We start from the raw sequence: 23,178 nt of genomic DNA on the forward strand, positions 1-23,178 counted from the left end.
GCTTTCATTATAGCTTCTTTTCCATCTGGCCGGTTTCTGTCTTGCGCAAATACGCACCCGTTATCGAATGTTCGGCGGCAGCGAGTTGAACAGGTGTGCCTTCGAAGACGATTTGGCCGCCCCGGTAGCCGCCTTCGGGTCCTATGTCAATGATCCAGTCTGCGCTCTTGATCACATCCAGGTTGTGTTCAATGACCACCACCGTGTTGCCCCCGTCGACCAAGCGGTTCATAATGTCCATCAGACGAGAGATATCGGACATATGCAGTCCGGTTGTCGGCTCGTCCATTACATAGAGACTGCCTTCCTTGTGAAGTTCCCCGGCCAGTTTGATGCGTTGGCATTCTCCGCCCGACAAGGTGCTCAGAGGCTGGCCCAGCGTTACGTATCCGAGTCCCACATCCTCAAGCGTCCGCATTTGACGGAGCAGTTCCTTCCCGCTGAAGAACGCCGAAGCTTCCCGTACCGTCATAGCGAGGACGTCACTGATGGATTTTCCGTTCAGTTTATACTGCAGCACTTCATCGCTGAACCGCTTGCCCGCGCATATTTCACATGTCGTCCTTACCGGCTCGAGAAAGGCCAAATCCGTGTAGATCATCCCAAGACCCTGACAGTTGGAACAGGCTCCCTTGGAGTTGAAGCTGAACAGGGAAGCGCTCACCTTGTTGGCTGCTGCGAACAGCCGGCGGATCTCGTCCATCATCCCCGTGTAGGTAGCCGGATTGGAGCGGATGGACGTTCCCACGGCCGTCTGATCAATGACAATCGCTTCCGGATGCGACGGCAGGAATGCTCCGTTAATCAGCGTACTTTTGCCTGAGCCGGCTACTCCCGTTACCACGGTCAGCACACCGACGGGTATATCGACTGTCACATCCTTCAGATTGTGCAGGCTGGCGCCGGCTACGGTCATCCGACCCTTGGGCACCCTGGTTGAAGTTTTCAAGGGCAGACTTTGCTTCAAGTACCGTCCTGTCAAGGTATCCGCGCGGAGCAAGCCCGCAAAGTCGCCTTCGTAGACGATTTCTCCGCCGCGGGCTCCCGCATGAAGTCCGACATCGATAATGTAATCGGCGATCTCCATTACTTCGCGGTCATGTTCGACGACAAGTACGGTATTCCCTTTGTCCCGGAGCTGGCACAGCATGCCGTTCAGACGATGGACATCCCGCGGATGCAGTCCGACACTCGGTTCATCGAAAATGTAGATCATGTCGGTAAGACTGCTGCTCAGATGCCGGATCATCTTGATTCGCTGCGACTCCCCGCCCGACAAGGTTGCGGTTTGACGGTCCAGACTCAGATACTCCAGCCCAATAGAGACCAGATGGTTCAAGCGGATCAGAATCCCGCCAATCATCGGACCGGCAACGGGATCCCGAATGGCTTCAATCATACGTATTAGCTCGCCAATCTCCATCGCTGCGCATTGGGCAATGTTGTATCCGTTAATCCGGCAGCCCAAGGCCACTTGATTAAGCCGGCTTCCCCCGCAAATGTTACACTCGCTATAGGAAAGAAAGCGGTCAAGGGTTTCGCGTTTGGCATCTGACATCTCGCTGCTGTCCCGCTTTAAATACAGGCGGGTGAGCTTGGGCAGCAGACCTTCATAATCCGATTCGATATCGCCGCCTTTGGTACGGTATACGATCTTGCTTTCTTTGCCGTGGAGGAGGGCATCCCATTCTGCCGGCGTATAGTCGGCAAGCCGCTTGTCATTGTCGAACAAGCCGGAATGGGTATACGTATTCAAGTACCAGCTTCCCACTTTAAATACGGGGAACAGGATTGCGCCTTCATTCAGCGACTTGGACCTGTCGAGCAGTTTGTCCACATCAAACTGCACCACCTGTCCGACTCCAGAGCATTCCGGGCACATGCCGGCCGGTTCGTTAAACGAGAAAAAATGTGAAGAGCCGGCAAAAGGCTTGCCGATTCTGGAGAATAGCAACCGGAGCATGGCATAAATATCCGTGATTGTGCCGACCGTCGAGCGGGAGTTGCCGCCGAGCCGTTTCTGGTCGATAACAACCGCCGTGGACAAGTTCTCGATGAGATCGGTATCCGGCTGACTAAACCGGGGCAGCCTATTGCGGATGAATGCGGTAAAAGTCTCATTAAGCTGCCTCTGCGCTTCTGCGCTTACGGTGTCGAATACCAAGGAAGATTTTCCCGAGCCCGAGACGCCGGTGAAGATTGTGATTTTTCGCTTCGGTATACGGACATTCACGTTTTTCAGGTTATTCTCGCGTGCTCCTTTGATTATGATATCTTCGACGTTCATATACTCCACCTCGGATTTCCATTTTCTTAGCTTTCACAGTATAACGGAATAATCACGACAACATATGTCATGATTAGACGAATATTCTTAGTGGAGATAAAGTTTAATTTACCCTCATGATTGCGTTTCCATTTATATATATTATTTGATCTGCGACTAACGATGTATGTTCTTGTCCTTCTACACCCCTAGATTCGTCAACCCACCACATCTAAAAAGAAACCTTGAAAGGCATCAGAGCCTATCAAGGTTATAAAATTAAAACGTATTATATACATTTTCACATTCTTCCGCGGTCGGTTCATAAAAACAGTGCTTCTTCCATCTTCCTGCTTGCGGCTGATTATACCAAGTTGGCGGACATGGTCCGGGATTTTCGAACGTTCCTGGACGGAAATACCATAGGGAGAATTTGGCTGGCCAATTCCGCTCCCCATTCACAGCCCGTTGTGCCAGACGGCGTTCCCTCTCTCTTGCGTTTTGATAGTACATACCATGTTGCAATGCTTCGAACGCATGCGGCTGGTTGATCATCTGGGGAATTGTCCGGAGTCCTTTAAAATCGGAGCAATTCGCTCTTATTCGGTTAATGCCAACATTTCCAACAAGGAGCATGCCCATTTCGCCTTCGGTCTCAGCTTCAGCTCGAAGCAACCTTGCCAACATATCAATATCCTGTTTCCTGGCTTTTACGACTGCCATTGGCTCACCTCTTTAGATTTCTAGGCTCATCATATTGTAGATGAAGCAGATGTGTTACTCTGGAAAAATAGAAAGCGATAAAAAATGTCCTCTTCTGGACTTCATTCGGATAATGTTCTTGTCATCCGATGAAAACAAGAAGAACTGCCGTGTGGCAGCCCTTTTGTTATTCAACTATCGTTTTCCGTTAGCGTAATCTATAGAGTCCGCGTTTTCACACTCTCTTCTTATACACCCTCATTGCAAAGAAATAGGCTACTAGCAAAATCCCGACGCACCACGCAAGAGCGACCCAAATCTCATTGCCCACCGGCTGACCTGACAGTAGCGCACGGATGGCATTCACGATCGAGGTCACCGGCTGGTTTTCGGCAAAGGCGCGAACGACCGACGGCATCGACTCCGTCGGCACAAACGCCGAACTGATAAACGGCAGGAAGATAAGTGGATAGGAAAACGCGCTTGCACCTTCCATCGTTTTTGCGGACAGTCCGGCAATCGCCGCGACCCAAATTAAGGCCAGCGTAAACAACGCGAGTATGCCTGCTACGGCAAGCCATGGCAGTATTCCCGCGGACGAACGAAAACCCATAATCAACGCTGCGAGAATGATAACGAGAACCGATATGGCGTTGGACACCAGAGAGGTCAGCACATGCCCCCACAGCACGGCGGAACGTGAAATCGGCATGGTGTGAAACCGCTCGAATATGCCTCGTTGCTTATCCATAAACAGGCGGTAAGCCGTATAGGCTATTCCGCTTGCGATAGCCATAAGCAGTATGCCTGGCAACAGGTAATTCACATAGTTATCCGTTCCGGTTTGAATGGCACCGCCTAACACATAGACGAACAGCAGCATCATCGCAATCGGAGTGATGCAGACCGTGATGATGGTGTCCATACTGCGGAAAATATGGCGCATGGAACGTCCTAGCATAACGCTAATATCGGTGAAGAAATGATTCTTTGCCGTCTCCATTTACTTTGCCTCCTTTTTGCCGACGATGGAGAGGAAAATCTCTTCTAATGTCGGCTGTTTTTCAACATACTCCACCTTTGCGGTTGGGAACAGCTTTTTTAGATCCGAGAGCGTGCCGCTGGCGATAATCCTACCCTCATGCAGAATGGCTATTCGGTCGGCAAGCTGCTCAGCCTCCTCCAAATACTGCGTAGTTAGGAGTACCGTCGTGCCGCCATCGGCAAGCTCCTTGACAATCTTCCAAGCCTCAATGCGTGCCTCGGGGTCAAGCCCAGTGGTTGGCTCATCGAGGAAAATGATCTGCGGTTTTCCCACAAGGCTTAAGGCGATGTCGAGCCTGCGGCGCATACCACCTGAATAAGTAGACGCCCTGCGGTCGGCGGCGTCTGTCAAGCCGAAACGTCTAAGCAAATCATCCGCTACCAGACGCGGACTTTTGAGATATCTCAGCTTTGCAATCATGATCAGATTTTCCCGTCCGGTCAAAACTTCATCCACGGCGGCAAATTGCCCGGTCAGACTGATCGCCTGCCGCACATGGTCGGGGTTGGAAGTAACGTCGAATCCATTTACGGTAACGGATCCTCTGTCTGGTTTGAGCAGCGTGGTGAGGATTTTGACCGCGGTTGTCTTGCCCGCGCCATTGGAACCGAGCAGGGCGAAAATCTCACCTCGCTTCACTTCAAAATCGACGCCCTTTAGGACTTCTGTGTCCTTGAAAGACTTTCGCAGACCTTTCACTTCAATTGCTTTTTCCATCACGATATCCCCCTTTTACTTAGTTTTATCCGTAACCTTTTTCATGGCCTTGTTACCTTCTTGGTCAACAGATTCTTGATAGATGTCAGCGTAAGTTTTTGAATCTTTGATTAGATCGTCGCAGAAAGCCGCTACGTCACTGCCCGTCACTTCGAGCACGCCTTTCCCCAAGGCCGCGCCCTCTTCAAAAAGATCGATAATCCCCGAGAGCAACCCCGTACCGTCGGTTAGCTCAACAGGGCCGACCTTAAAGAGATATTTTTGAATCTCTTTATAAACAATCTGATAATCTCGCGGGAGCGCCTTGACACGCGCCACGTGCGCTCGCCACTCTTTTTTGCCTTCGATGATATCTCGTATTCTCATCATTTTACCCTCCTATTTACCTAATTTTTTAGCGATATTATTGTTGAGTTGCTCGCGCCACTTGTCGCGAAAAGACTTTGCCCCTTCTTCGCCGGCCAGCGCTGAACAGAAGCCTTTAATATCGTCACCCAAAACCTCTTGGACACTTTGACCGTCAGCCGCCGTTTCTTCGAGCAGACCAAGCACACCGTCAAGAATTGGCATGAGGTTGCGACCGGTGAAATCTGAGTACGGCCAAAGATTGGCAAAAACTTTTCCCCATGCCGCTTGATAATCAGCCGGTAGCTTTTTGACTCGCGATTCAAAAGATTTCAATTCTTTAGTCATGTCGCTGCCAGTGATTTTTTCCCAAAAATTCATTATTTCTTCTCCTTTAACTCGTTAATTTTTGATGATACGAACTCCCATTTTTCCCAGAACTGCCGTAGTTCCTTGCGCCCCGCGTCGTTGAGCACGAAAAACTTGCGCGGCGGTCCCACCTCGGAGGGCTTCTTGGTGATCTCCACCAACTTGTTTTTTTCAAGCCGGATCAGGATGGTGTACACCGTTCCCTCCACAACATCTGTAAAGCCGAGGGCGTTCAGCCGCCGCGTTATTTCGTAGCCGTAGGTTTCTTTGCGGCTTATTATTTCAAGAACACAGCCCTCAAGCGCCCCTTTGAGCATTTCCGTTAGATTTTCCAGCACAGTCACCCCTTGCTATTCTGTATCACTGGTATGAAGTGATACTTACTACCGCTATAAAGTAACACGTAGTAGTTTATTTGTCAATAGCGTTTGCTCTGACACGGATTTTACATTTTCAACTATCCTGCCCGTTAGTTGAATCAAAAAGGATCAGGCCGCAGTTGCGAGCTGATCCATTAAACTATCGTTTCCCGTTAGTTTAATAACACAGGCTGAAATACACATCATTTCCAACCCGCACGTTGTAGTATCTCTCTCACAAAATCACCCTTTGCATTTGTGTATGCCAAACGGTCATTCTGGAATCGTTGTGCAAGTTCCAATTTTAAGTCACCATATTGTTTGGCATCCTCTGGATGATTTCTCAAATAATCTCTAAAGAGGATATGACGCTTATATTCGGCGTTTTCCATGGTGCAGACGTATAGGTGATGCCAAGTTACATCGGCGGGAGGAATAAAAGCCTCTCGTCCCGTAGCTCCTAAATCGCCTTCATGAACGTAGCCAATGGTGGCTAGCCTTTGAATAGCCGTAAGGACATCTGATTGCGTAGACACCACCACGTCTATATCTACAATCGGCTTCGCCGCTAACCCTGGAACGGATGTACTGCCAACGTGTTCTATTGTGACTACAAAATCGCTTAAAACAGGAAGTACAAAGCCTCGTAACTGTTCAAACATCTGAACCCAACTAGGGTCATATTCACGTACTAATAGACTGGAACCCATTCAAACTCCTCCTGACTGTAACAACATGATTACAAATCAATTCGTAGGAGATTTGCGTATTCCTGCCCGTTAGATTAACGCCAGCGCCTAGTCTACAACTTTATTTTCGCGGTCTAATACTTTATTTTTGTCCGCGGACGTTGGCTGTCAGCCGAGCGTGCCGGCATTCCTGGAGAGTTCCGCTGGTGCGATCGCCGGACGGATCCGGACGTTGGCCGTCAGCCGCGTTAACTGGCATTATCTATGACTCTAGTATTTCCAATCCTCGAAAATGATATTCCGAACTTAGTATAACTTCCCTAATACTATGAGCATTTTTATTTAGTAGTTGATTATTGGGTTGATAGAGAGTAAATCAATCACGCAATGAGAAAGAGCATCTCTCCTAGGAGAAGATGCTCTTTCTCATTACGTATACCTATTCGAGTTTTTCTTCGGGAGCGTCCGTAGAATCGCTTTTTTTCGTGTATGCGGTAAGTTCATCCGCGCTGTTTTCATGTATCGTATTATTCTTAAAAGTATATTTAGTACCATTCGCATCTATCAGATCGAGATCTTCCCAAGAGATTGACCAGTTGACGACGATCATGTCAGGGGTACCAGGGAAGAACACTCTTGTCACGTTATCGCCCTTAAAAATCAACTGTAAATTCCCGTACTTATCTTCCCATGTACCCTCATATACCGTTCGGAAGGCTAGATTTTCCAAATGCTGCTCAGTATCCTTGTAGCCCTTGATCTCTTCGAACACTTCGATTCCTTTTTTGAAATCTTTATTTGCGACATACTGCTTGCCTAGCAGGTACTTACTCTCGGTAAGGTATTCCTTGGAACGCTCGTAACCGTGTAACTCTGCAAATATAGAAATAGCTTGTTCATATTTCCTGTCCAACATGAAGGTCTTTGCATCGGCATACTTCCCTTTGGGGACGAAGTACATCATGTATACAACTACCAAAGAAATAACAATAACAATCAATAATACGATAGTGATATAAAGCTTTTTATACTTGGATTGCTTTCCGTCATCGTAAGTAAAGCTCTGCATGAACTCAATCTCCTTTTCCAATTAAAAGCATTTACTTCTTTATAGAGCAAATTGGAATATTACTCAATATGTTGTAGGGAAGGCTGTCGACTTTTCGATATTATAATAGAATGGAAAATGCAGTCACAATCCGCCTGCGGGTTCGTTTGCAGGTCGATACGTTCGGAAGCGAGGCTCTTCAAGGGCTGTTCGATCGCTATATGGATTTGCGGACGAGCATAATTCAGCCGAAACCTTGGAAGCACGAGCTGCCCTTCTCCGTGGTCTGCATCACAAATTAGATCCACCATGTATATATCCGATAATTCATCAAGCATACGCTGGCTTTGTAACTATTAATAAGGATATCATGGGAAGGATATTATGGTGTACTTGGATTGAAGGTTTACTCGCCCAGTTAACAAAAAATCCACCATTCAGCAACTCAGGAGTAATACTTTCCATTGATGTCGTGTATTTCATCCTGAGTCGCCCCCCTATCTTCATTCCTTATATTACCATAAAATACTGTTGAGCTATCCTGCCCGTTAGCTAAATAAAATGAGCAGGCCTACGTAGCGCCTGCTCAACCATGTATTTTATTCAACTATCGTTCCTTATTAGCAGAACAAAGTGTTGCCACGGCTGCCCATTCGATCTTGATTCTTCCCTTTCTGGGACTACCCACGGGACGATTGTAAAAAAGGCTTGACGGCTACTTTAGAATGGCTTTAGGACCATAAGCACGGTTATGGCAATCATCAGCAGCTGTGACGCCATCTCGATTGGTACGATCTTCTTCATCAATCGAGCGAGCTCGGCGGGTACTTCATCCCCTTTGCCTTGACTTATAGATACAATCTGCATGATCTTTTTAATGCGCGGCCCGATCAACCCGTCGATCGTGGCGACCATGAGCAGCGATAAAAGGATCGATATATTTAGCCACATTTGGGACAACCCCATCTTCGTTATGATAATAAGCCAAACTCCGGTAATAATAAGTACGGCTCCGCCAATTTTAGGCAGGATGGCAAGCTTGTTCGTTACATCAAAAGCAAAGCGCAACTGGCCGACGGTTCTAGCGGACCTTCGAATGACGGGTACCACTAAAGCGGGACCGATTACCGATAGAAGCCAATATATGCAAAACGAGGATCCATCCAAACAAACTGATCATCTCCCTTCTTGCTCCTTAGCGCACCGGAATCTCGCTTTGATAGGCGAGTCCGACCCTTTTCCTCTTAAAAGGCCCTCCGAGCTCGATATGGTCCATCATGCATTTCACGACATCATCATAAGCAACATCCAGCTCTTGAAGCCGACTGAACAAGTAACCGGCTATATCGGCCTCGGATAATTCCTTGATAGTCTTCGGAATTGATATGGGCAAGGTTTCCGTTGTTACATGCAGATGAACCGACACCGGAGGCTCTATCGAATCAATCATAGTTCCCGGACACATAATTGACCAATCGAGCTCAGACTGCAGCAGTCGTTCAAAATTCCGGTTGTGATTTTTATACGCGGGCGGGAAGCCGGGCAGATTGTTGCCAATGAGATCCGTATATGGAATATCCAGCAGGCCGGCACCTCCCATTACCCATACCCTCCCAGAAAAATTTGGGTGGATTTCACATTGGCTTATAATGTTATCAACGAGACGAACGAACTCATCTCCTTGTCCTGCGTGGCCGGCAGCAATAATAGCGGCGTCTTGATGCGAGAGCGCCTCGCCGACGCTTACTGGGTTTATGATATCGTCCACGATCACCTTCACATGTTTTGCGGAACGCTCTCTTTGCTGTCCATAAAACTTCTCGGAGTTTCGTACGAATGCGGTCATTTCATGTCCCATTTTACCCCCTTGCTCCAGCGCTCTTCTCCCTGTATTTCCCGTTGCTCCGAAAACAATAATTTTCATCATTTTTTCCTCCTTTTATAATTGATTCCCGATATTTCATCTCTCGATTGACTCAAGCTTAGCATCGTTTCAATATCTTGATAAGAACCCACTTTAATGTAGGGTACTTACTTAAAAGTAAGCATAAGCAGAAAGGGATATCCATGTTTGTCCACGGCGAAAATCTTAAAGGAAGATTGACTGTAAATAGCAAAAGCTGCCAGGGAAAATCCCTTGGCAGCTTTTGTTATGAGTCCTTGAATTAGTGTGCAAATGAATTGAACCAGCTTTAAGAAGCAGATTCTTCATAATTCCGCTTATTATGGTTTTCTCCCCAAGCACACATGACTTCTGATACAGGAATCAATGTTTTACCATATTCACTAAGGGAATATTCTACTTTTGGAGGAACGGTGGGGTAGACCGTTCTATCGATTATGCCCTCTCGTTCCAAGTCCCGTAGATGTTGCGAAAGCATTTTTTGAGAAACATCAGGTATAAGCTTTTCCAGATCGTTGAATCGCTTATTGGATTGTATCAAATGCCATAAAATCATTGGTTTCCATTTGCCGCCTAGAACATGAATGATTGTCTCCACTGGACATTCAAGCTGATGAATCATTGATAAATCATCCCCTTACCTTTAAGTAAGCTCATTACCCTAAAGTATACACTTAACAAAATTCTACAGAATGTTTGCAATCCGGTCAACCAAATCAAATTAATTCGAAACAGACAAAGAGAAAAACTTATTGGGACCACAGTCAGAATCATTAAGCCATTCATGACCAGTGTATCCTAGACCATCTCCTGCTTGCCAACTTTCATACTTATCATGGTGCCCATTTACAAAAAGCGTTTTTCCAGATTCAAATTACGAAATCTGAATGAATTAGAAAACTCAAAAAAGTCCGCGAAGCGCGGACTTTTTCGGACTTTTACATATGATGACTCTTTACACTTGCTGGGCTTGTCCTTTAAACGACGTGACGTCCCAAGATGAAGCGGTTTTTGAAGTAACCGCTATCTAAGCTCTTGATATTTACGCCAACGCCCGGTTGATTGTTAATAAACTTGCCGTCGCCGATATAGATGCCAACATGCGAAATTTTTCCTGGAGTTCCGATACTAAACATAACCAGGTCGCCGACACGCAGGTCGGACTTCGATTTAACGAGCGTGCCAATTTGGGCTTGGGCTCTAGAACCCCAAGGGATGGAAATACCATTATTTTTGAAAACCAATTGGGTAAACGAAGAACAGTCAAGAATAAGCTTTTGTGTGTCACGTACGCCGAATTTATAATGCACTTTACCAATATAGGATAGTGCATTGTCGACGATTTTTTGTTCAACCGATGTAACGGAGACGGTTTGCGTCGGTGCCGCTTGAGTTGTTTGAGCGGTTGCTGCAAATGCTTCTGTTCCTGAGAAGTTTACTGAAATGATCGACAATGCAGCTAAAGAAGCAATAAACCATTTTTTCATGATTGCGCACTTCCTTTCGAGGACTTTGGGATCGATCAATCACAAAACCGATTGTATCACGGTTTTTAATCCCAGCTTGTCCCAATGAGAAAGGAAATGCCCCAATAGCCCGCCTATTCAACTATTTATGATAAAACAACAAGGAATTTATCATTTTCTGAGAATGTTAGCACTTTTCAAGCCATTCTTCTTCTTCGTGCTTGTTATTGCTTTTTTACCAGTTTAGGTATCGCATATTATGTGAAAGGATGCAAGTTCTTGACCTGGCAAAAGGACAAGAACTTGCATCCTTAGAATGAAAAAACCGCTGGGGCGCAACTTACTCGCTGCGAATTTATATTTCAAATAGAAAGTGCTTGTTCTGACATTACTTGTACCACAAGATGGTTTGCTCATTATTAGGAACAATTCTTAGCAGAATAATCGTCAAGCTTCTTCAAAAATGGACCAATTTTTCTTTCGGATTCAAGTGCCCATTGTAACCAACTTTTTGTAAACGGAAATCTCTTGAAGGGGGCAAATACCAAATATGTCGTGAATGGAAATCGTAACCACACACGCATAAGCTTGAAATCGTTCTTGTGAAGCTTCGAAACCTGACGGTAACCATCCAGAATAGCTGATGCGATCGAAAAGTTCCATTCATAATCTTTGCATGAATTATAAATGACCCGGTATAAATCGTAGGATCGCAGGTCTACATGAACAGTCTCGAAGTCGATAAGGTAAGTACCTTTGTCATTTATAATAAAGTTGCTCGGTCCTCCGTCTCCATGACACAGAACGCCGGTCTTTCGAGGACTTCGAAAGTATGTGTGATATCCGCTGCCTCGTAGCATTGATTTCGCCTGGTTCGAGTAACGCAAGATCTCAGATCCGTGTTGCTTGATAAACCGGCTAATCGGTAGACTAAAACCATTTCTTCTTGCTTTAACAATTTTGTTTTTAATATATTCCTCCCTATTTCTTAATGTGGAGTACCATGATCCAATTCCACTATAAGCGATCTTCCCCTTTAGTCCGGCACGCCCGGCTTTATGAAAGCGTGCCAAGGCGATGCCGCACGCTCGCATATCAGATAATGAACGTGGAGATGGTTTCCTCCCCGATATCCAGGGTGTTAAGACATAATGCTCTCCTTTCCGGGAAGTTACATATGGTTTGCGCCCCTCTAGGGTATTGGGGTTGCGCCATGCTAGAAGCGATCCATTTCGCCGGATCCTGAGCAAGACTCGGTCGATCCACCTTAATCTTCCTACTTGCTTTTGCATCCGCTTCAAACTGAACGTCTTCCCATTTGATGTGACAACCTGACATATGCCGCCTCGAATTTTCTTCTGCCTGCTTATCTTAATCCCAAAACGTTTTGCAATATGGTTAATCATAGATCCACTCATGCTTTGCTCCCCTTTTTTAATTCCCCGAACAATGACTTATATTTTTTAGCGATAGCAGGCCATCTAAATCGGGCGGCAGTTGATCGAGCATTGGTTATTCGTTTCCTTGACACGGTAGGATTGCTCCAGAACGCTTTGATGGCCTGGGCTATACTCGCACTATCGACAGCGCGTATGATTTGAGCATTTTGTTTGTTCACAAATTCCTTTAACCCACCCGACAATGTAGAAATAAGAGGTACCTCGTTTGCCATTGCTTCCAGCGCAACCAAACAGAACGTTTCGGTCTTGCTTGGAATGATAACAGCTCCGTAAGAAGCGTACATCCGTTGCACAGTACCATACGGCTTTCTATTAACCCAGCGAATTCGTTTTGTCACGCCAACTTTCCTTGCTAGTGTTTTAAGTTTTCTTTGATAGCTCGGTTTGCCACTTCCAACGATCGTCAAATGACCACGACTATGATTTCTAGATAACAACGCAATGGCCCTAATTAAAGGCTCGAGTCCTTTAGAAGGAATTAATCTGCCAACGTAGAGTAAATTATTCGGGGTACCCTTTTTCTTCTTGGATATTGGTTTAACACCATGAGGGATCACAGCCGCTGAACTAATAACCATTAGTGGATAACGTTTTTTAATGGCTCCAATCTGCCAGTTGCTGGGAACGATGATTTTTTTTGCAATTCGAAACAATTTCGTTTGGTTTTTCCCAGATGGCGAGTTGATACCTTGCGATGCGAGAGAATGGCATGAATAGACGATTGGGGACAAGAACTGCACTCTTGCCTTTTTGGCCGTATCCGCAAATTCCGTGCTATGCACATGAACGATATCCGGTGGAATGTAGCCCATCGAAGAAACAGCACGCATAACGGAAGATGCCTTGAATGATTTTTGGGAATGGTTATAATACCGTGAATTTCGGGGGAATCGAAGAATACGCAGATTGACGTTCGGATTAGATACTGACAATCGATTGGATTTACCCGAGCAAAGCACTGTGACTTGTACACCAGTCTTGCTCAGAGCTCTCGTTAAGTGAGTAGCGGCGATCCCCAACCCCCCTACTATATTGGGTTGGAACTCGTAAGACATGACCCATACCTTAAGCTTGCTCTTTTTGTTCATTCATACCCTCCTTTTGGTTATGGCTTAGTGCACTTCACCGGGTTGAGCCGGTTATTATGAAGCGCGATCCCTGCTTTGCTGAATGACTGGGTAAACAGCCCTTTCTCCGCTGCAATTCCGACTTTGGCCCCATGTTTTCGTAATCTTCGGGATAACCGGAGCTCTATTCGGAATAGTGTATGTATTCAGGCTTGAAATTGCACTGGACCGCTGTCCGTCGCCTAAACCCTAATCGGACGTATTTTAATGCATTCGGGAGATCATAACCTTTGAATATTCGGAGATCAGTCTGCTCGGCAATCGGTACACATTCTTGGCCTCAATCGGGAATCGGACAATATTTTTGTCAACCGACAAAGAAAAATAAAATATTAGACCTGGTGCGGTGATCCCGCCCGGCTTTTTGATTCACTAAACAGTCAGACTTCGTAAAAAAGAATTGGACTGACCCAAACTATAGAGCCAGCGGCAGCCATGGACGCGAAGGACTCAGCTGCTTCTAAGGAACACTTTTCTTCCTCGTTATACTTTTAAGATCTTGCAAAGTGACACTTCGGTATTTCCGTTTCTTGAGAATCGACAGCGTTCCGTTCAGCTCCAGTACCGCGAACTCGACCTGCTCGAGTTCGAAAATTCCCTTCCCTCTCAAGCCTTGCTTTAATGCTTCCATCGAGTATTTGTACTTCTTCATCTCCTCCTGCAACAGTACGCCGTCCTTAATAATCACGATCGGCTCTCCGGAAATAGCCGCGTCGGCCTTCTTGCTGTACAACGATATTCTCATCAGCGCATACCCGATTACACTGATGACGAACAAGCTCAAGATGAAATTCATCAAACTGATCTTGAGATTGAATGCCATATTACCGCCGATCGTCCCAATCATCATCGTAAGGACGAACAAGTGGTACGAGCTCTGCGCAATCAGGCGCATGCCGATCAATTTCGTGTACAACCATAGCCATAAATAAGAAAGGATCGTTCTTATTATAATTTCTAGGGATTCGTTCAAGATGTGACCAGGGCCCCTTCGTCTTCGTGTTGAGAGTTGAAGATTTACGAAAAATTCACGTTTTCCCACTATTCTTGCTATGGAGATGTTGTTTTATCCATAAGCCAGGCGACTTTGTCTTAATAATTATCGGCTCCTACCTGTCGATAAAATCCTTGGTCAGGATGGAAGCTGCTCGCCTTCCCGCGGCAGCCTCGGTTAGCTAAACAGGCTGCCGATCTTCGACCGGTAGCCTGCTGTTGTTGTGCTATATCCATTAGCTAATGCTTTAATTATCTTCAATCCCAAAAATTAAAGATGACATCCCCGACGGTTTTAGGTTTTCAATGATAAATTTGGCTTACTTCCGCTTCGATAAAAAAGGAACCAGCCGAAACGCTCCTACGATCCAGCTGGCGTGACCATCTGCTATTCTTCTTCAAACAACCGTTCGCCTTTATGCAGCCTCTGGGCAATTTTAGCTGTATGCGGGAGCTCGCGTGCGGTTGGCGCGTGTGCCGCCAAATATCGAGTGCAGGCGAGCAGCATCGTTTCTTTGGCCTTCTCGGCAAATGGGCCTGCTACCGCATGCCAGCGGTCGTATTCAGCCACTGCGGCCTCATACATTTGGAAAGAATGGAATTCCGCATCCTCCCGCAACAGCGCATGGCCAAGCGTGTTAAGCAGCGCTCCCGGCTCACCACCGCCATGAATGTAGTCTATCACCCATTGCGCGGCCGGTCCGATCTGCTGGCGCAGATCGAGCAAATCGAGCAGTTCCTGATGGTTGGTCGGCGCGGCGGAGCCGGACGGCTTCGGACGCGCGGCTGTCGGCACGTTTAAGAAACGGTCAAGATATACGCTGACGGCTCCGTGAAAAATCGCCCGCTGCAGCAGCGGCTCATCCGATTGCAGCAGCCTTTCATGCACGGCGTGAGCATAAGTGAACGTATGGAGCACTGCAATCCAATCGCCGAAATCGTTCTGCGTATGGAAACGAACGATCCGTTCCGCGGCCGCCAAAGCAACGAGCTGCGCCAATTGCGCCGGAGCCGTTCCAGCCATGAGCAGGTCGCGCAGCAAAGCGATCGTCTGCTCCGGCGTATCGCTCAGTAGCTGCTGCAGCAATTGCTCTTCCGTATCAGCAGATAGCCTCGCATCCCTTGACCCACCGGCGAGTTTCGCCTGCGCCGCATTCTGCTCCAGCCCGGTGACCGCTTGCTTGATCGGCTCTACGAGGTTCAGCGGCGCCTGCCACTGGTGCAACTCCTCGCTCCGTGTCGGACGAGCCATCATCGGCACGAGCGAAGTTAAAATCCGCTCTTTTTGCGACACCTCCGCCCACTCCAGCGCTTCAAAAGCTTTGCTGTGGAAATCGAACACATGCCCGCCGTCCAAGTAAAAGTGATCTGTTGCGGCGACAAGCATCATTTCCGACAGCCGCTTCGTGTCAATGCCTTTCAAAATGGCCGTTATCAGCACTTTCTCAGCGCCCTGCGTATCCCGCACCTCTATGCAGCTGCGATACCACTCGGTCAACCGATTGAACGGCACTTCCGCCGACGGCAACGCCGACAGCAAGTGACGGGTTCCTCTGCCCGAGCTGCCTCGAGCGACATGGACAAGGCCTTGGTACAAGGCGAGTATTTTGCCGTTCTTGTCCAGCTTGTCGACGCTTTGCGCCATCGCGGTCAGAATCGTAAGTCCGGCGTTCCAGCCCGTTCCATATGTCGTGCCGAATTCAATGCCAATGCGGGCGATGTCCTGCTCCGGCACTCCCGCTTCGATCAGTCCGACGACCGCTTTCGCGATGACGATGCCGATATTTTGCTCGAGTCCTTCTTTCAGTCTATGCTTATATTTTTCTATACCTTCCGCTCTTCTGGAAACCGGATTTACCCAAACTTCGCCGCCGTCGACCCTCACTTCATACGACGGAACATCGTCCGCCCACGGATCAAGCGTACCCCCGCTGCAGACGTCAAACCGGGCATGATGCCAATGGCACGTCAAAATCCCTTCGCACAAGCTCCCCATATGGAGCGGAAAGCCTAAATGCGGGCAGCGGTTGTCCACCGCGTATACTTGGTCTTCATGATAAAAAACAGCGATACCGCCTCGTATAACCTTTGCACCCTCTTGTTTAAGCGCTTCCAAATTACCTGCTGAAATCCAGTTTAAACTGACACTCATCGATAGAGCCTCCTCCTTTATTCTTTCAAGTTGCACTCCCTAGTTGGAAAATATCTTTTACCAGTTGCTCCCGTTACAAATATAGTCATCGTTTATCCTCAACTAATTTTTTTTAGCGTAACATACCTTTATATACTTTTTCAATTTTTATGTATGTTAAGTGAAAATGTAATTAGTAGTTATGGGACTATGTTTTTTGGGGGGTACCTAACTAAGATGGGTAGATAAAAGGACGTACAGGGTAACCGCCCTTTTATCCATGACAGGTTGCATTTAACGGCAATCCGAAATTCATCCCCTCCCTATAGAGGAAGAGGACTTCTTTCGGATTCCGTTAAACTGCTGAAACGTGCAGCAATCTCATTCCCGTAGAAACGTTTAAACACCTCGGCCATATCGGGTGGATTTCGTAGGAGACGTTCAGTAACAAGTGATTCATCGGGCAAACTGGCTGCAATGCTTATGATGAGCATCCTCGTCCAAGCAACATGTTGTTCCCATAGTAATCGAAACAATTGGTTTAACTCTTCTTCTGCTTTACTGATACATGCAGTATCTTGGAATGGGATCGGTTGATTTCCTGGATAGATAACGTTTATTGGATAAATATAAGGTTGAAACCGTGGATCTGATGTCCATGGCGTTGAATAGAACATGCATATTTCCTCCTCCAACATAGTCATTCACCTAATAAGCAAATGTAGTGGAGATGTGACTTGTTTGGGCGCATTGGCTTCTGTCAGATTGAAGGTTATTCTAATATTCCCAACTGTTCATAAACCGCTATCGAGACCACGCCGTTTTGCGTCAGGCCAGTGTCACGTTGGAATTTTTTCAGAGCGTGGGTCGTACTCGAGAGGAATTTACCGTCGCATGGGCCGTTATAGTACCCGGCACTCTGTAGCCGGGATTGGATCAATTGCACGTCGCCCCCGACGTCTCCTTCCGCCAAATCCCTGGGATTACGACTGGGACCTCCTAATATATGCCCGTATATCGATACCTTAGTTCCAATCGGGATCAGGTCGAATAACTCCACCACGTCCCTGTTGTTCATCCGGATGCAACCATGGCTTAAGTGTTGTCCAATCGAGTAAGGCTTATTGGTACCGTGAATCCCGTAATTTCCCCAAGGCACGTTTAGCCCCAACCATCGCGGACCAAAGGATGGCCCCCAGTTCTTTCCTTTGTACACTACTTTATATTCACCGACAGGAGTAGGAGTGGACGGATTCCCGACGGCAACGGGATACGTCTTTATTTTTTTGCCTTGCAGTCGCACGATAAGTTGGTGATCGCGAGGATATACTTCGAGCGAAAAAATCCCTTGATCGGCTACAATTGGCAGCGATGGCTCGGCATAAGCAGTCGAATTTGACGAGCTGCCTAACGACGTCATAAGCAACACACACGCAACGATTCGAAGAGAATTTAGATGTAGATTTCGCATCACTGTCGTATCCCCCCTTTTTCCTGTATTCATTCGGAACTTATTAAGTTTGTATTTAACACAGTTTTTTATTCCTTATCAATATTGGAAGGGATCATGAAAGTCCTCACGCAACCGGGCGAATGGGTTTACTTATGATAACCAAAAATTCGCATGTTTAAGTATGGGCTTTAGCCGTGGTCGGACAACATTGGAGCTCCATAAGCTGATCTTATAGGAAGTAATATTGAAAAATGAAAAGCCCGCTTAACTGCGGGCTTTTCATAACTAACCAACTGCATAAATGATGGCTGTCAACACGATAATGCTAACAAAGCTGACCTACTTAGAAAATGGTTTATGTAGGATCATGTCTTGCATAGATAACAAAGAAACCCGCAAATTACGCGGGATTGAATCGAACTTACATGTGATGAATTGCCTGCACAGGTTTTCCTGTGAGACTATTCTCAAACATATCAATTATAAACAAGAAATGTTCAGCTTCTCGGAATACATGATCCGCTAATAAAGGATGAATTATGCTCTTAATCCGGCAAGCTTCTATTAGATCGCGAGCTGTCTTCTTAAAGTCACGAAGCGATTTGACTGATACGCGATTCTGGTCCAGAAATTGATCAAGAAGCGGTAGTGTTTGCGATTGAGGACGCATAGACTCCAAGTCTTTAGCTTGAAATAATAATTGGTCGAATTCATGACTAAAATTATTCGCCTGTTCAACGAGTTTTCGTTCGGATGGATCAAGTAAATGGCTAATAAACTTGGCATGATCGGCCATGATTCTCAGGAAGAATACATTCTCATCAATTATGGCGTCGGGAAGCGGTTCAAGTCTGCCCTGATTTAATTCCGTCAACCGATTTCTGAAATAGTTGGCTTCCCTGCTCACATGATCCACTAACAAGGGGAAATTGTTGGCACCGGGAAGCTGACATGTCAGTATCAATCCAAGTACTTTTCTCTTGAATACCCAAATATAAGATACTGCATGATGAACTTCTTCATTAAACCTTCTGATTACGTTTGGGTCTGTTCCAACTGCATAGTTATTCGCTCTATTCTCGATCGCTTCAAATATAGAATAAAATTGATTAGCCTCGTTAATCAATTGCGTGTCTTCACATCGAAATCCCAATCTTAGAAACAATGAATGTTCTTTCATGATCCTAGACCAAAATCTTACTTCTTCCAATGATCGGGATACAAATTCATCCGCCAACGGCAGCTCCTCCCTTGAAATCTTTTCTCCAACTACCGTATGTGAGGAGTGCTTGGTTATATGCATCAACTCAGTGAAACAATCTAACTCGTTCTCCTGACTTAATCAAAGACCGGAATCTGAATTAAAATAAAGCCCGCTATGTCAAGCTTTTTTTACTCCATCAGTCTTTTTTTATCATATACATACACAACCATACGAGTAAAAACAGATCACTTGATGGGCAATAAATCCCATTAAGTGACCTGTTTTATGATGTTGGGCTATTTCAGGCCCAGCCGCCTATACGCCTATAACCATTAGCCATTTACTTTTTTTCCATTACGGCAAAGTAATTTTCTTCATCGTCTGCAAAGTTAAATACTTTTTCCCCGGAAGGCATACTTACAATTTCTCCGACTTTGACATTTTTATTGGATAAGTCGGCATGCAATTGATCGACATTATCCGTGAAAAACATTAAAGAGGGTGTGCCGAGATTCATTTCAGGCTCCATTTTAGCGACGAATTCCTTATTTTGGAGAACGATGCTTGTTGCTGCACCCTTGGGAGCAACTTCAATCCATCTCATTCCTTGACCGTTATCTTCCTCGGCGATGACCTGAAATCCTACTTTTTCTGTCCAAAAATCCCGTGCGGTATCCTGGTTATTGACATACAACATAACTTGACCAAGTTTACTAATCATCGTTTTTACTCTCCTTTGTATTGAGTACTGACCAAACTCAGGCTCTCCAAGCCAGATGGCCGTCTCCGTCATTCCTTACTTGACCGCGTTCAGGCGCTCTTCCAAGCGATCCCAAGTTTGAGTGACGCCATTCAGCACACCCATATCCATGACGCTCTTGAGGGTTTCCGCGGACACATATTCGGAACGGCTGACCAACTTCGTCTTGCCGCCCAGATCAATAAATTCCATCGTGATCTCGGCCGACGGCATGGTGTCGTTCTCATTCCCTTCGGCGTCCGTGAAGTAATCGGTGTAGATGATCTTCTCCGGCTCGACAATTTCCTTGTACACGCCTTTGCCCCAAGATTCAATGCCGTATAATTCACCTTGGTTCTGATCGACGCATTTCATGCAGTAGTGCCAAACGCCGCCCGGCCGGAAATCCATGTTACAGACCGGAAGATCCCAGCCTCTCGGTCCCCACCAATGTTTGAGATGCTCAGGCTCTTTGAACATCGTGAACACAAGATCGCGTGGCGCGTCGAAAACGCGCTCCAGCACCAACACACGTTCGTTCTCTACCCTAGAAACCATTGCGTTGTTTGCCATTGTAATTTCTCCTAGGATTTTTTTTGGTTTTGAAGTTCCCGCAAGTAGTCTTCCAGATTGTCGATTCTGCCTTCCATAACGTGCCGGAAGGACTTCAGCCAAGAATCCAGCGCTTGGAAGGGCTCAGGCCGGAGCTTATAAATCCGGCGGTTTGCCTCGGCCATCACTTCCACAATCCCGTTGTCACTAAGCACCTTCAAATGCTTCGAGGCTTGGGGCTGGCGAAGCCCGAGACGGTCCGCGATTTCCCCCACGGTCAGGGGACCGCCGCACAAGAGTTCGACGATATCCCTCCGATTCGGCTCGGCCAAAGCGCTCAGCGTCGTCATGTCCATGCCCGGATTTTTCCCTGACATGCCGCTCACCTCGTTAAAGGATGGTCGCTCGTATCATCTCTCATCTCCTTCATCACAGTGGTCAACTTCTTGATGACTCGAATATACCAAATAACGAATATTCCTGTCAAGGAATATTTTAACCGAGCCTCATTCCGCCCGTGTGGCGGCTACGGGCTTCATCTACGCGGTAAAATCGCTCCCACTATGCAAAGGCAAATACACGGTAAATATAGTCCCTTGATCAACCTCACTATTTACCGTAATAAAACCTCGATGAGACTCGACAAATTCTTTTGCAATTGCAAGTCCCAGACCCATGCCTCCCGTATGACGGGAACGCGACTCTTCAACGCGATAAAAACGGTCGAACAAATAGGGAAGCTGCTCCTCCGCGATACCGACTCCGGTGTCCGCGATCGAGACGGCCGCAAATCGCGACCCTTCATGATATCTGTTCGAAATTCGGATCGAAATATTTCCACCGGACGAGGTATACCGTAGGGCGTTGAAAAACAAGTTATAGAATACCTGAGTGATCCGGTTAGGATCGACAAACGCAATCAACTGTTCTGCTGGGTACGAACGGACAATCTCGATTTGCCGTTCCTCTGCTTCCGGTTTTAACATATCGATGATCCGCTCCAAAAGAGGAATAAGATCGGTCGGGGTTCGATCCAGCTGCAATTTCCCTGCTTCGGCCAGCGTTAACTGGTGGAGATCGTCGACAAGCTTGGACAAACGGATCACTTCATCCTGCATTGGCAACAAGGTTTCCGGAGGAATGTCCCGCCTTCCCTCCTGTATAATTTCCATTTGGTATTGAATAATTGAAAGCGGCGTCCTTAACTCGTGCGCTACATTGGCAGTCAAATGTTTTCGCACCTCTTCTGCGCGCAACAACTGCTGCGCCATATGATTTAGCGCTTCCGTTACTTTCCCGAATTCATCTCTTGTTGTCACGGGAATGCGAATGTGAAGCTCTCCAGCTGCCATTTTTTGTATGGCGGGGATGAGACGTTCCAGGGGCCGTGTTAATTTCTTGGTTAACCATAAGCCAAGAAGCAGTGCAATGATCCCGGTTAAGACCGGTACCATAACACCTTTGGTGCGCATGGAGTCCAGAACATACTTCTTTAATAAATAATCTTCGGTGGATTCCCACCTATCGACATAGACCGTGCCGACAGTTGTTCCGTTTACCATGACTTTATTCCGTTTTCCCTGATGTATCAACGATTGAGGATCGCCCGACCCTCTAAAAAACAAGATGTTGCCATCAGGAGACAATAGAGCGATCGTGAGATGATCAGGATTTCTCTGCTCCAATCCGTCTGAAATTTTCATTTCCTCTATGCCTACCCATGAATTTTTATGCTCCTTATAGTAAATTTCAAACGACTCTGTCGTTTTTTCTTTGAAGTAACGTTCAAAACGGCTTTCTAAGTATCCTTGGATTGCCCCATAGTAAGCCAAAGTGACAAAAAGTACCAGAACCGCCATCGCGCCAAACAATTTATCCCCGATGCACCACCGAACGTTCATAACTTGTCACCGAATCGATAACCGAATCCGAACAGGGTTTGAATATATTTCGGGATCGCCGGATCGTTCTCGATCTTTTTCCGCAAGTTGCTGATGTGGGAATCGATCGTGCGCTCGTAGTTGATGAAATCATCTTCCATGACCGCTTTCATCAGTTGAAGCCGACTGAATACAATACCGGGTTTGGCGGACAAAGTAACCAGTAATTTGAATTCGGTAGGAGTTAAAATGATTTCTTCGCCCTCTTTCATGACTTGGCACTTCGATTCGATAATCGTCAAGTCTCCCCTTTGAATCGTCTGATGTTCTTCGGATTTACCCTGTAAGCGGCGTAAAACGGAACGAATTCTCGCTGCTAACTCTCTCAAGCTGCATGGCTTTGTCATGTAATCGTCCGCCCCGATTTCCAAACCGATGATTTTATCCATTTCCTCCTTTTTTGCCGTCAACATAATAATTCCATATGACCCCATGCTTCGAAGTTCGCGGCAAACTTCAATTCCGCTCATTCCCGGAAGCATCCAGTCTAAAACGACCAAAGCCGGATTCTCCGCTTTAGCCACAATGAGAGCATCTTTACCGCTTGTAGCGCTCACAATCCGAAATCCTTCATTTTGTAAAAATGCAGCCATAGCCTCAAGCATTTTCACTTCATCTTCCACCAGAAGTAAAGTTGTTTCCATATTTATCCTGCTTCTTTCCTCTGTTT

General features: G+C 46.6%; 25 protein-coding genes. All 25 read right to left on the reverse strand.

Annotation, left to right across the window (positions count from 1 at the left end; genetic code table 11):
- Nucleotides 1–7: 7 nt before the first annotated feature.
- The 25 genes from K7P76_RS08925 to K7P76_RS09045 all read right to left on the reverse strand — a co-directional run bounded on the left by K7P76_RS08925 (nt 8) and on the right by K7P76_RS09045 (nt 23,152).
- Nucleotides 8–2,287: an ATP-binding cassette domain-containing protein gene (locus tag K7P76_RS08925; protein WP_232184910.1), complete on the reverse strand. Its 2,280-nt coding sequence runs from the start codon at nt 2,285–2,287 to the stop codon at nt 8–10.
- A 258-nt stretch (nt 2,288–2,545) separates the two neighbouring features.
- Entirely contained in the window at nt 2,546–2,989 is a 444-nt protein-coding gene (locus K7P76_RS08930) for a cell wall hydrolase (protein ID WP_232184911.1), read from the reverse strand.
- Nucleotides 2,990–3,203: 214 nt separating this feature from the next.
- Nucleotides 3,204–3,971 (reverse strand): ABC transporter permease, encoded by a 768-nt coding sequence (locus K7P76_RS08935; RefSeq protein ID WP_232184912.1) that lies wholly within the window; start codon nt 3,969–3,971, stop codon nt 3,204–3,206.
- Nucleotides 3,972–4,730: an ABC transporter ATP-binding protein gene (locus tag K7P76_RS08940; RefSeq protein ID WP_255678412.1), complete on the reverse strand. Its 759-nt coding sequence runs from the start codon at nt 4,728–4,730 to the stop codon at nt 3,972–3,974.
- A 15-nt stretch (nt 4,731–4,745) separates the two neighbouring features.
- A complete protein-coding gene (locus tag K7P76_RS08945; RefSeq protein WP_232184975.1) occupies nt 4,746–5,096 on the reverse strand; it encodes a DUF1048 domain-containing protein in 351 nt (116 codons plus the stop codon).
- 12 nt (nt 5,097–5,108) lie between these two features.
- Entirely contained in the window at nt 5,109–5,456 is a 348-nt protein-coding gene (locus K7P76_RS08950) for a DUF1048 domain-containing protein (protein WP_232184914.1), read from the reverse strand.
- Nucleotides 5,456–5,761 carry a PadR family transcriptional regulator gene (locus K7P76_RS08955; protein ID WP_304518392.1) on the reverse strand — a complete coding sequence of 102 codons (306 nt, stop codon included), beginning with the start codon at nt 5,759–5,761 and terminating at the stop codon, nt 5,456–5,458. Before K7P76_RS08955 ends, K7P76_RS08950 begins: the two co-directional genes overlap by 1 nt.
- 245 nt (nt 5,762–6,006) lie before the next feature.
- Nucleotides 6,007–6,513 (reverse strand): GrpB family protein, encoded by a 507-nt coding sequence (locus tag K7P76_RS08960; RefSeq protein ID WP_232184915.1) that lies wholly within the window; start codon nt 6,511–6,513, stop codon nt 6,007–6,009.
- A 418-nt stretch (nt 6,514–6,931) separates the two neighbouring features.
- Nucleotides 6,932–7,561, reverse strand: a complete 630-nt coding sequence (locus K7P76_RS08965) for a tetratricopeptide repeat protein (RefSeq protein WP_232184916.1) — start codon at nt 7,559–7,561, stop codon at nt 6,932–6,934.
- 699 nt (nt 7,562–8,260) lie between these two features.
- Nucleotides 8,261–8,707, reverse strand: coding sequence for a DUF2269 family protein (locus K7P76_RS08970; protein WP_309244742.1), 447 nt, complete (start codon nt 8,705–8,707; stop codon nt 8,261–8,263).
- A gap of 28 nt (nt 8,708–8,735) precedes the next feature.
- Nucleotides 8,736–9,464, reverse strand: a complete 729-nt coding sequence (locus K7P76_RS08975; RefSeq protein ID WP_309244746.1) for an NAD(P)-dependent oxidoreductase — start codon at nt 9,462–9,464, stop codon at nt 8,736–8,738.
- Between the two features lie 268 nt (nt 9,465–9,732).
- On the reverse strand, nt 9,733–10,065 hold the full coding sequence (locus tag K7P76_RS08980) for a winged helix-turn-helix transcriptional regulator (protein WP_232184919.1): 333 nt from the start codon (nt 10,063–10,065) through the stop codon (nt 9,733–9,735).
- Nucleotides 10,066–10,420: 355 nt separating this feature from the next.
- Nucleotides 10,421–10,930 carry a C40 family peptidase gene (locus K7P76_RS08985; protein ID WP_232184920.1) on the reverse strand — a complete coding sequence of 170 codons (510 nt, stop codon included), beginning with the start codon at nt 10,928–10,930 and terminating at the stop codon, nt 10,421–10,423.
- 398 nt (nt 10,931–11,328) lie between these two features.
- On the reverse strand, nt 11,329–12,327 hold the full coding sequence (locus tag K7P76_RS08990) for a phosphotransferase (RefSeq protein ID WP_232184921.1): 999 nt from the start codon (nt 12,325–12,327) through the stop codon (nt 11,329–11,331).
- Entirely contained in the window at nt 12,324–13,457 is a 1,134-nt protein-coding gene (locus K7P76_RS08995) for a glycosyltransferase family 4 protein (RefSeq protein ID WP_232184922.1), read from the reverse strand. The genes K7P76_RS08990 and K7P76_RS08995 overlap by 4 nt, the downstream gene beginning before the upstream one ends.
- Before the next feature lie 499 nt (nt 13,458–13,956).
- Complete coding sequence (locus K7P76_RS09000; protein ID WP_232184923.1) at nt 13,957–14,469, reverse strand: DUF421 domain-containing protein; 513 nt, start codon at nt 14,467–14,469, stop codon at nt 13,957–13,959.
- A gap of 408 nt (nt 14,470–14,877) precedes the next feature.
- Nucleotides 14,878–16,641 carry a Rieske (2Fe-2S) protein gene (locus K7P76_RS09005; protein ID WP_232184924.1) on the reverse strand — a complete coding sequence of 588 codons (1,764 nt, stop codon included), beginning with the start codon at nt 16,639–16,641 and terminating at the stop codon, nt 14,878–14,880.
- A 302-nt stretch (nt 16,642–16,943) separates the two neighbouring features.
- Nucleotides 16,944–17,297, reverse strand: a complete 354-nt coding sequence (locus K7P76_RS09010) for a hypothetical protein (RefSeq protein ID WP_232184926.1) — start codon at nt 17,295–17,297, stop codon at nt 16,944–16,946.
- Between the two features lie 95 nt (nt 17,298–17,392).
- The gene (locus tag K7P76_RS09015; RefSeq protein ID WP_232184977.1) at nt 17,393–18,040 is read right to left on the reverse strand and encodes a L,D-transpeptidase family protein; all 648 of its coding nucleotides are present in this window, start codon (nt 18,038–18,040) and stop codon (nt 17,393–17,395) included.
- A 454-nt stretch (nt 18,041–18,494) separates the two neighbouring features.
- Nucleotides 18,495–19,310, reverse strand: coding sequence for a DUF2935 domain-containing protein (locus K7P76_RS09020; RefSeq protein WP_232184928.1), 816 nt, complete (start codon nt 19,308–19,310; stop codon nt 18,495–18,497).
- Nucleotides 19,311–19,617: 307 nt separating this feature from the next.
- Nucleotides 19,618–19,998 carry a VOC family protein gene (locus K7P76_RS09025; RefSeq protein ID WP_232184930.1) on the reverse strand — a complete coding sequence of 127 codons (381 nt, stop codon included), beginning with the start codon at nt 19,996–19,998 and terminating at the stop codon, nt 19,618–19,620.
- A gap of 75 nt (nt 19,999–20,073) precedes the next feature.
- On the reverse strand, nt 20,074–20,589 hold the full coding sequence (locus K7P76_RS09030; RefSeq protein WP_232184932.1) for an SRPBCC domain-containing protein: 516 nt from the start codon (nt 20,587–20,589) through the stop codon (nt 20,074–20,076).
- 11 nt (nt 20,590–20,600) lie between these two features.
- Nucleotides 20,601–20,945 (reverse strand): ArsR/SmtB family transcription factor, encoded by a 345-nt coding sequence (locus tag K7P76_RS09035; RefSeq protein ID WP_232184934.1) that lies wholly within the window; start codon nt 20,943–20,945, stop codon nt 20,601–20,603.
- Between the two features lie 162 nt (nt 20,946–21,107).
- Nucleotides 21,108–22,469, reverse strand: a complete 1,362-nt coding sequence (locus tag K7P76_RS09040; RefSeq protein WP_232184936.1) for a sensor histidine kinase — start codon at nt 22,467–22,469, stop codon at nt 21,108–21,110.
- Nucleotides 22,466–23,152 (reverse strand): response regulator transcription factor, encoded by a 687-nt coding sequence (locus K7P76_RS09045; protein WP_232184937.1) that lies wholly within the window; start codon nt 23,150–23,152, stop codon nt 22,466–22,468. Before K7P76_RS09045 ends, K7P76_RS09040 begins: the two co-directional genes overlap by 4 nt.
- Between the last annotated feature and the right edge of the window lie 26 nt (nt 23,153–23,178).

Origin of the sequence: Cohnella silvisoli, from assembly GCF_021190915.1 — a bacterium.
GTDB lineage: Bacteria > Bacillota > Bacilli > Paenibacillales > Paenibacillaceae > Cohnella > Cohnella silvisoli.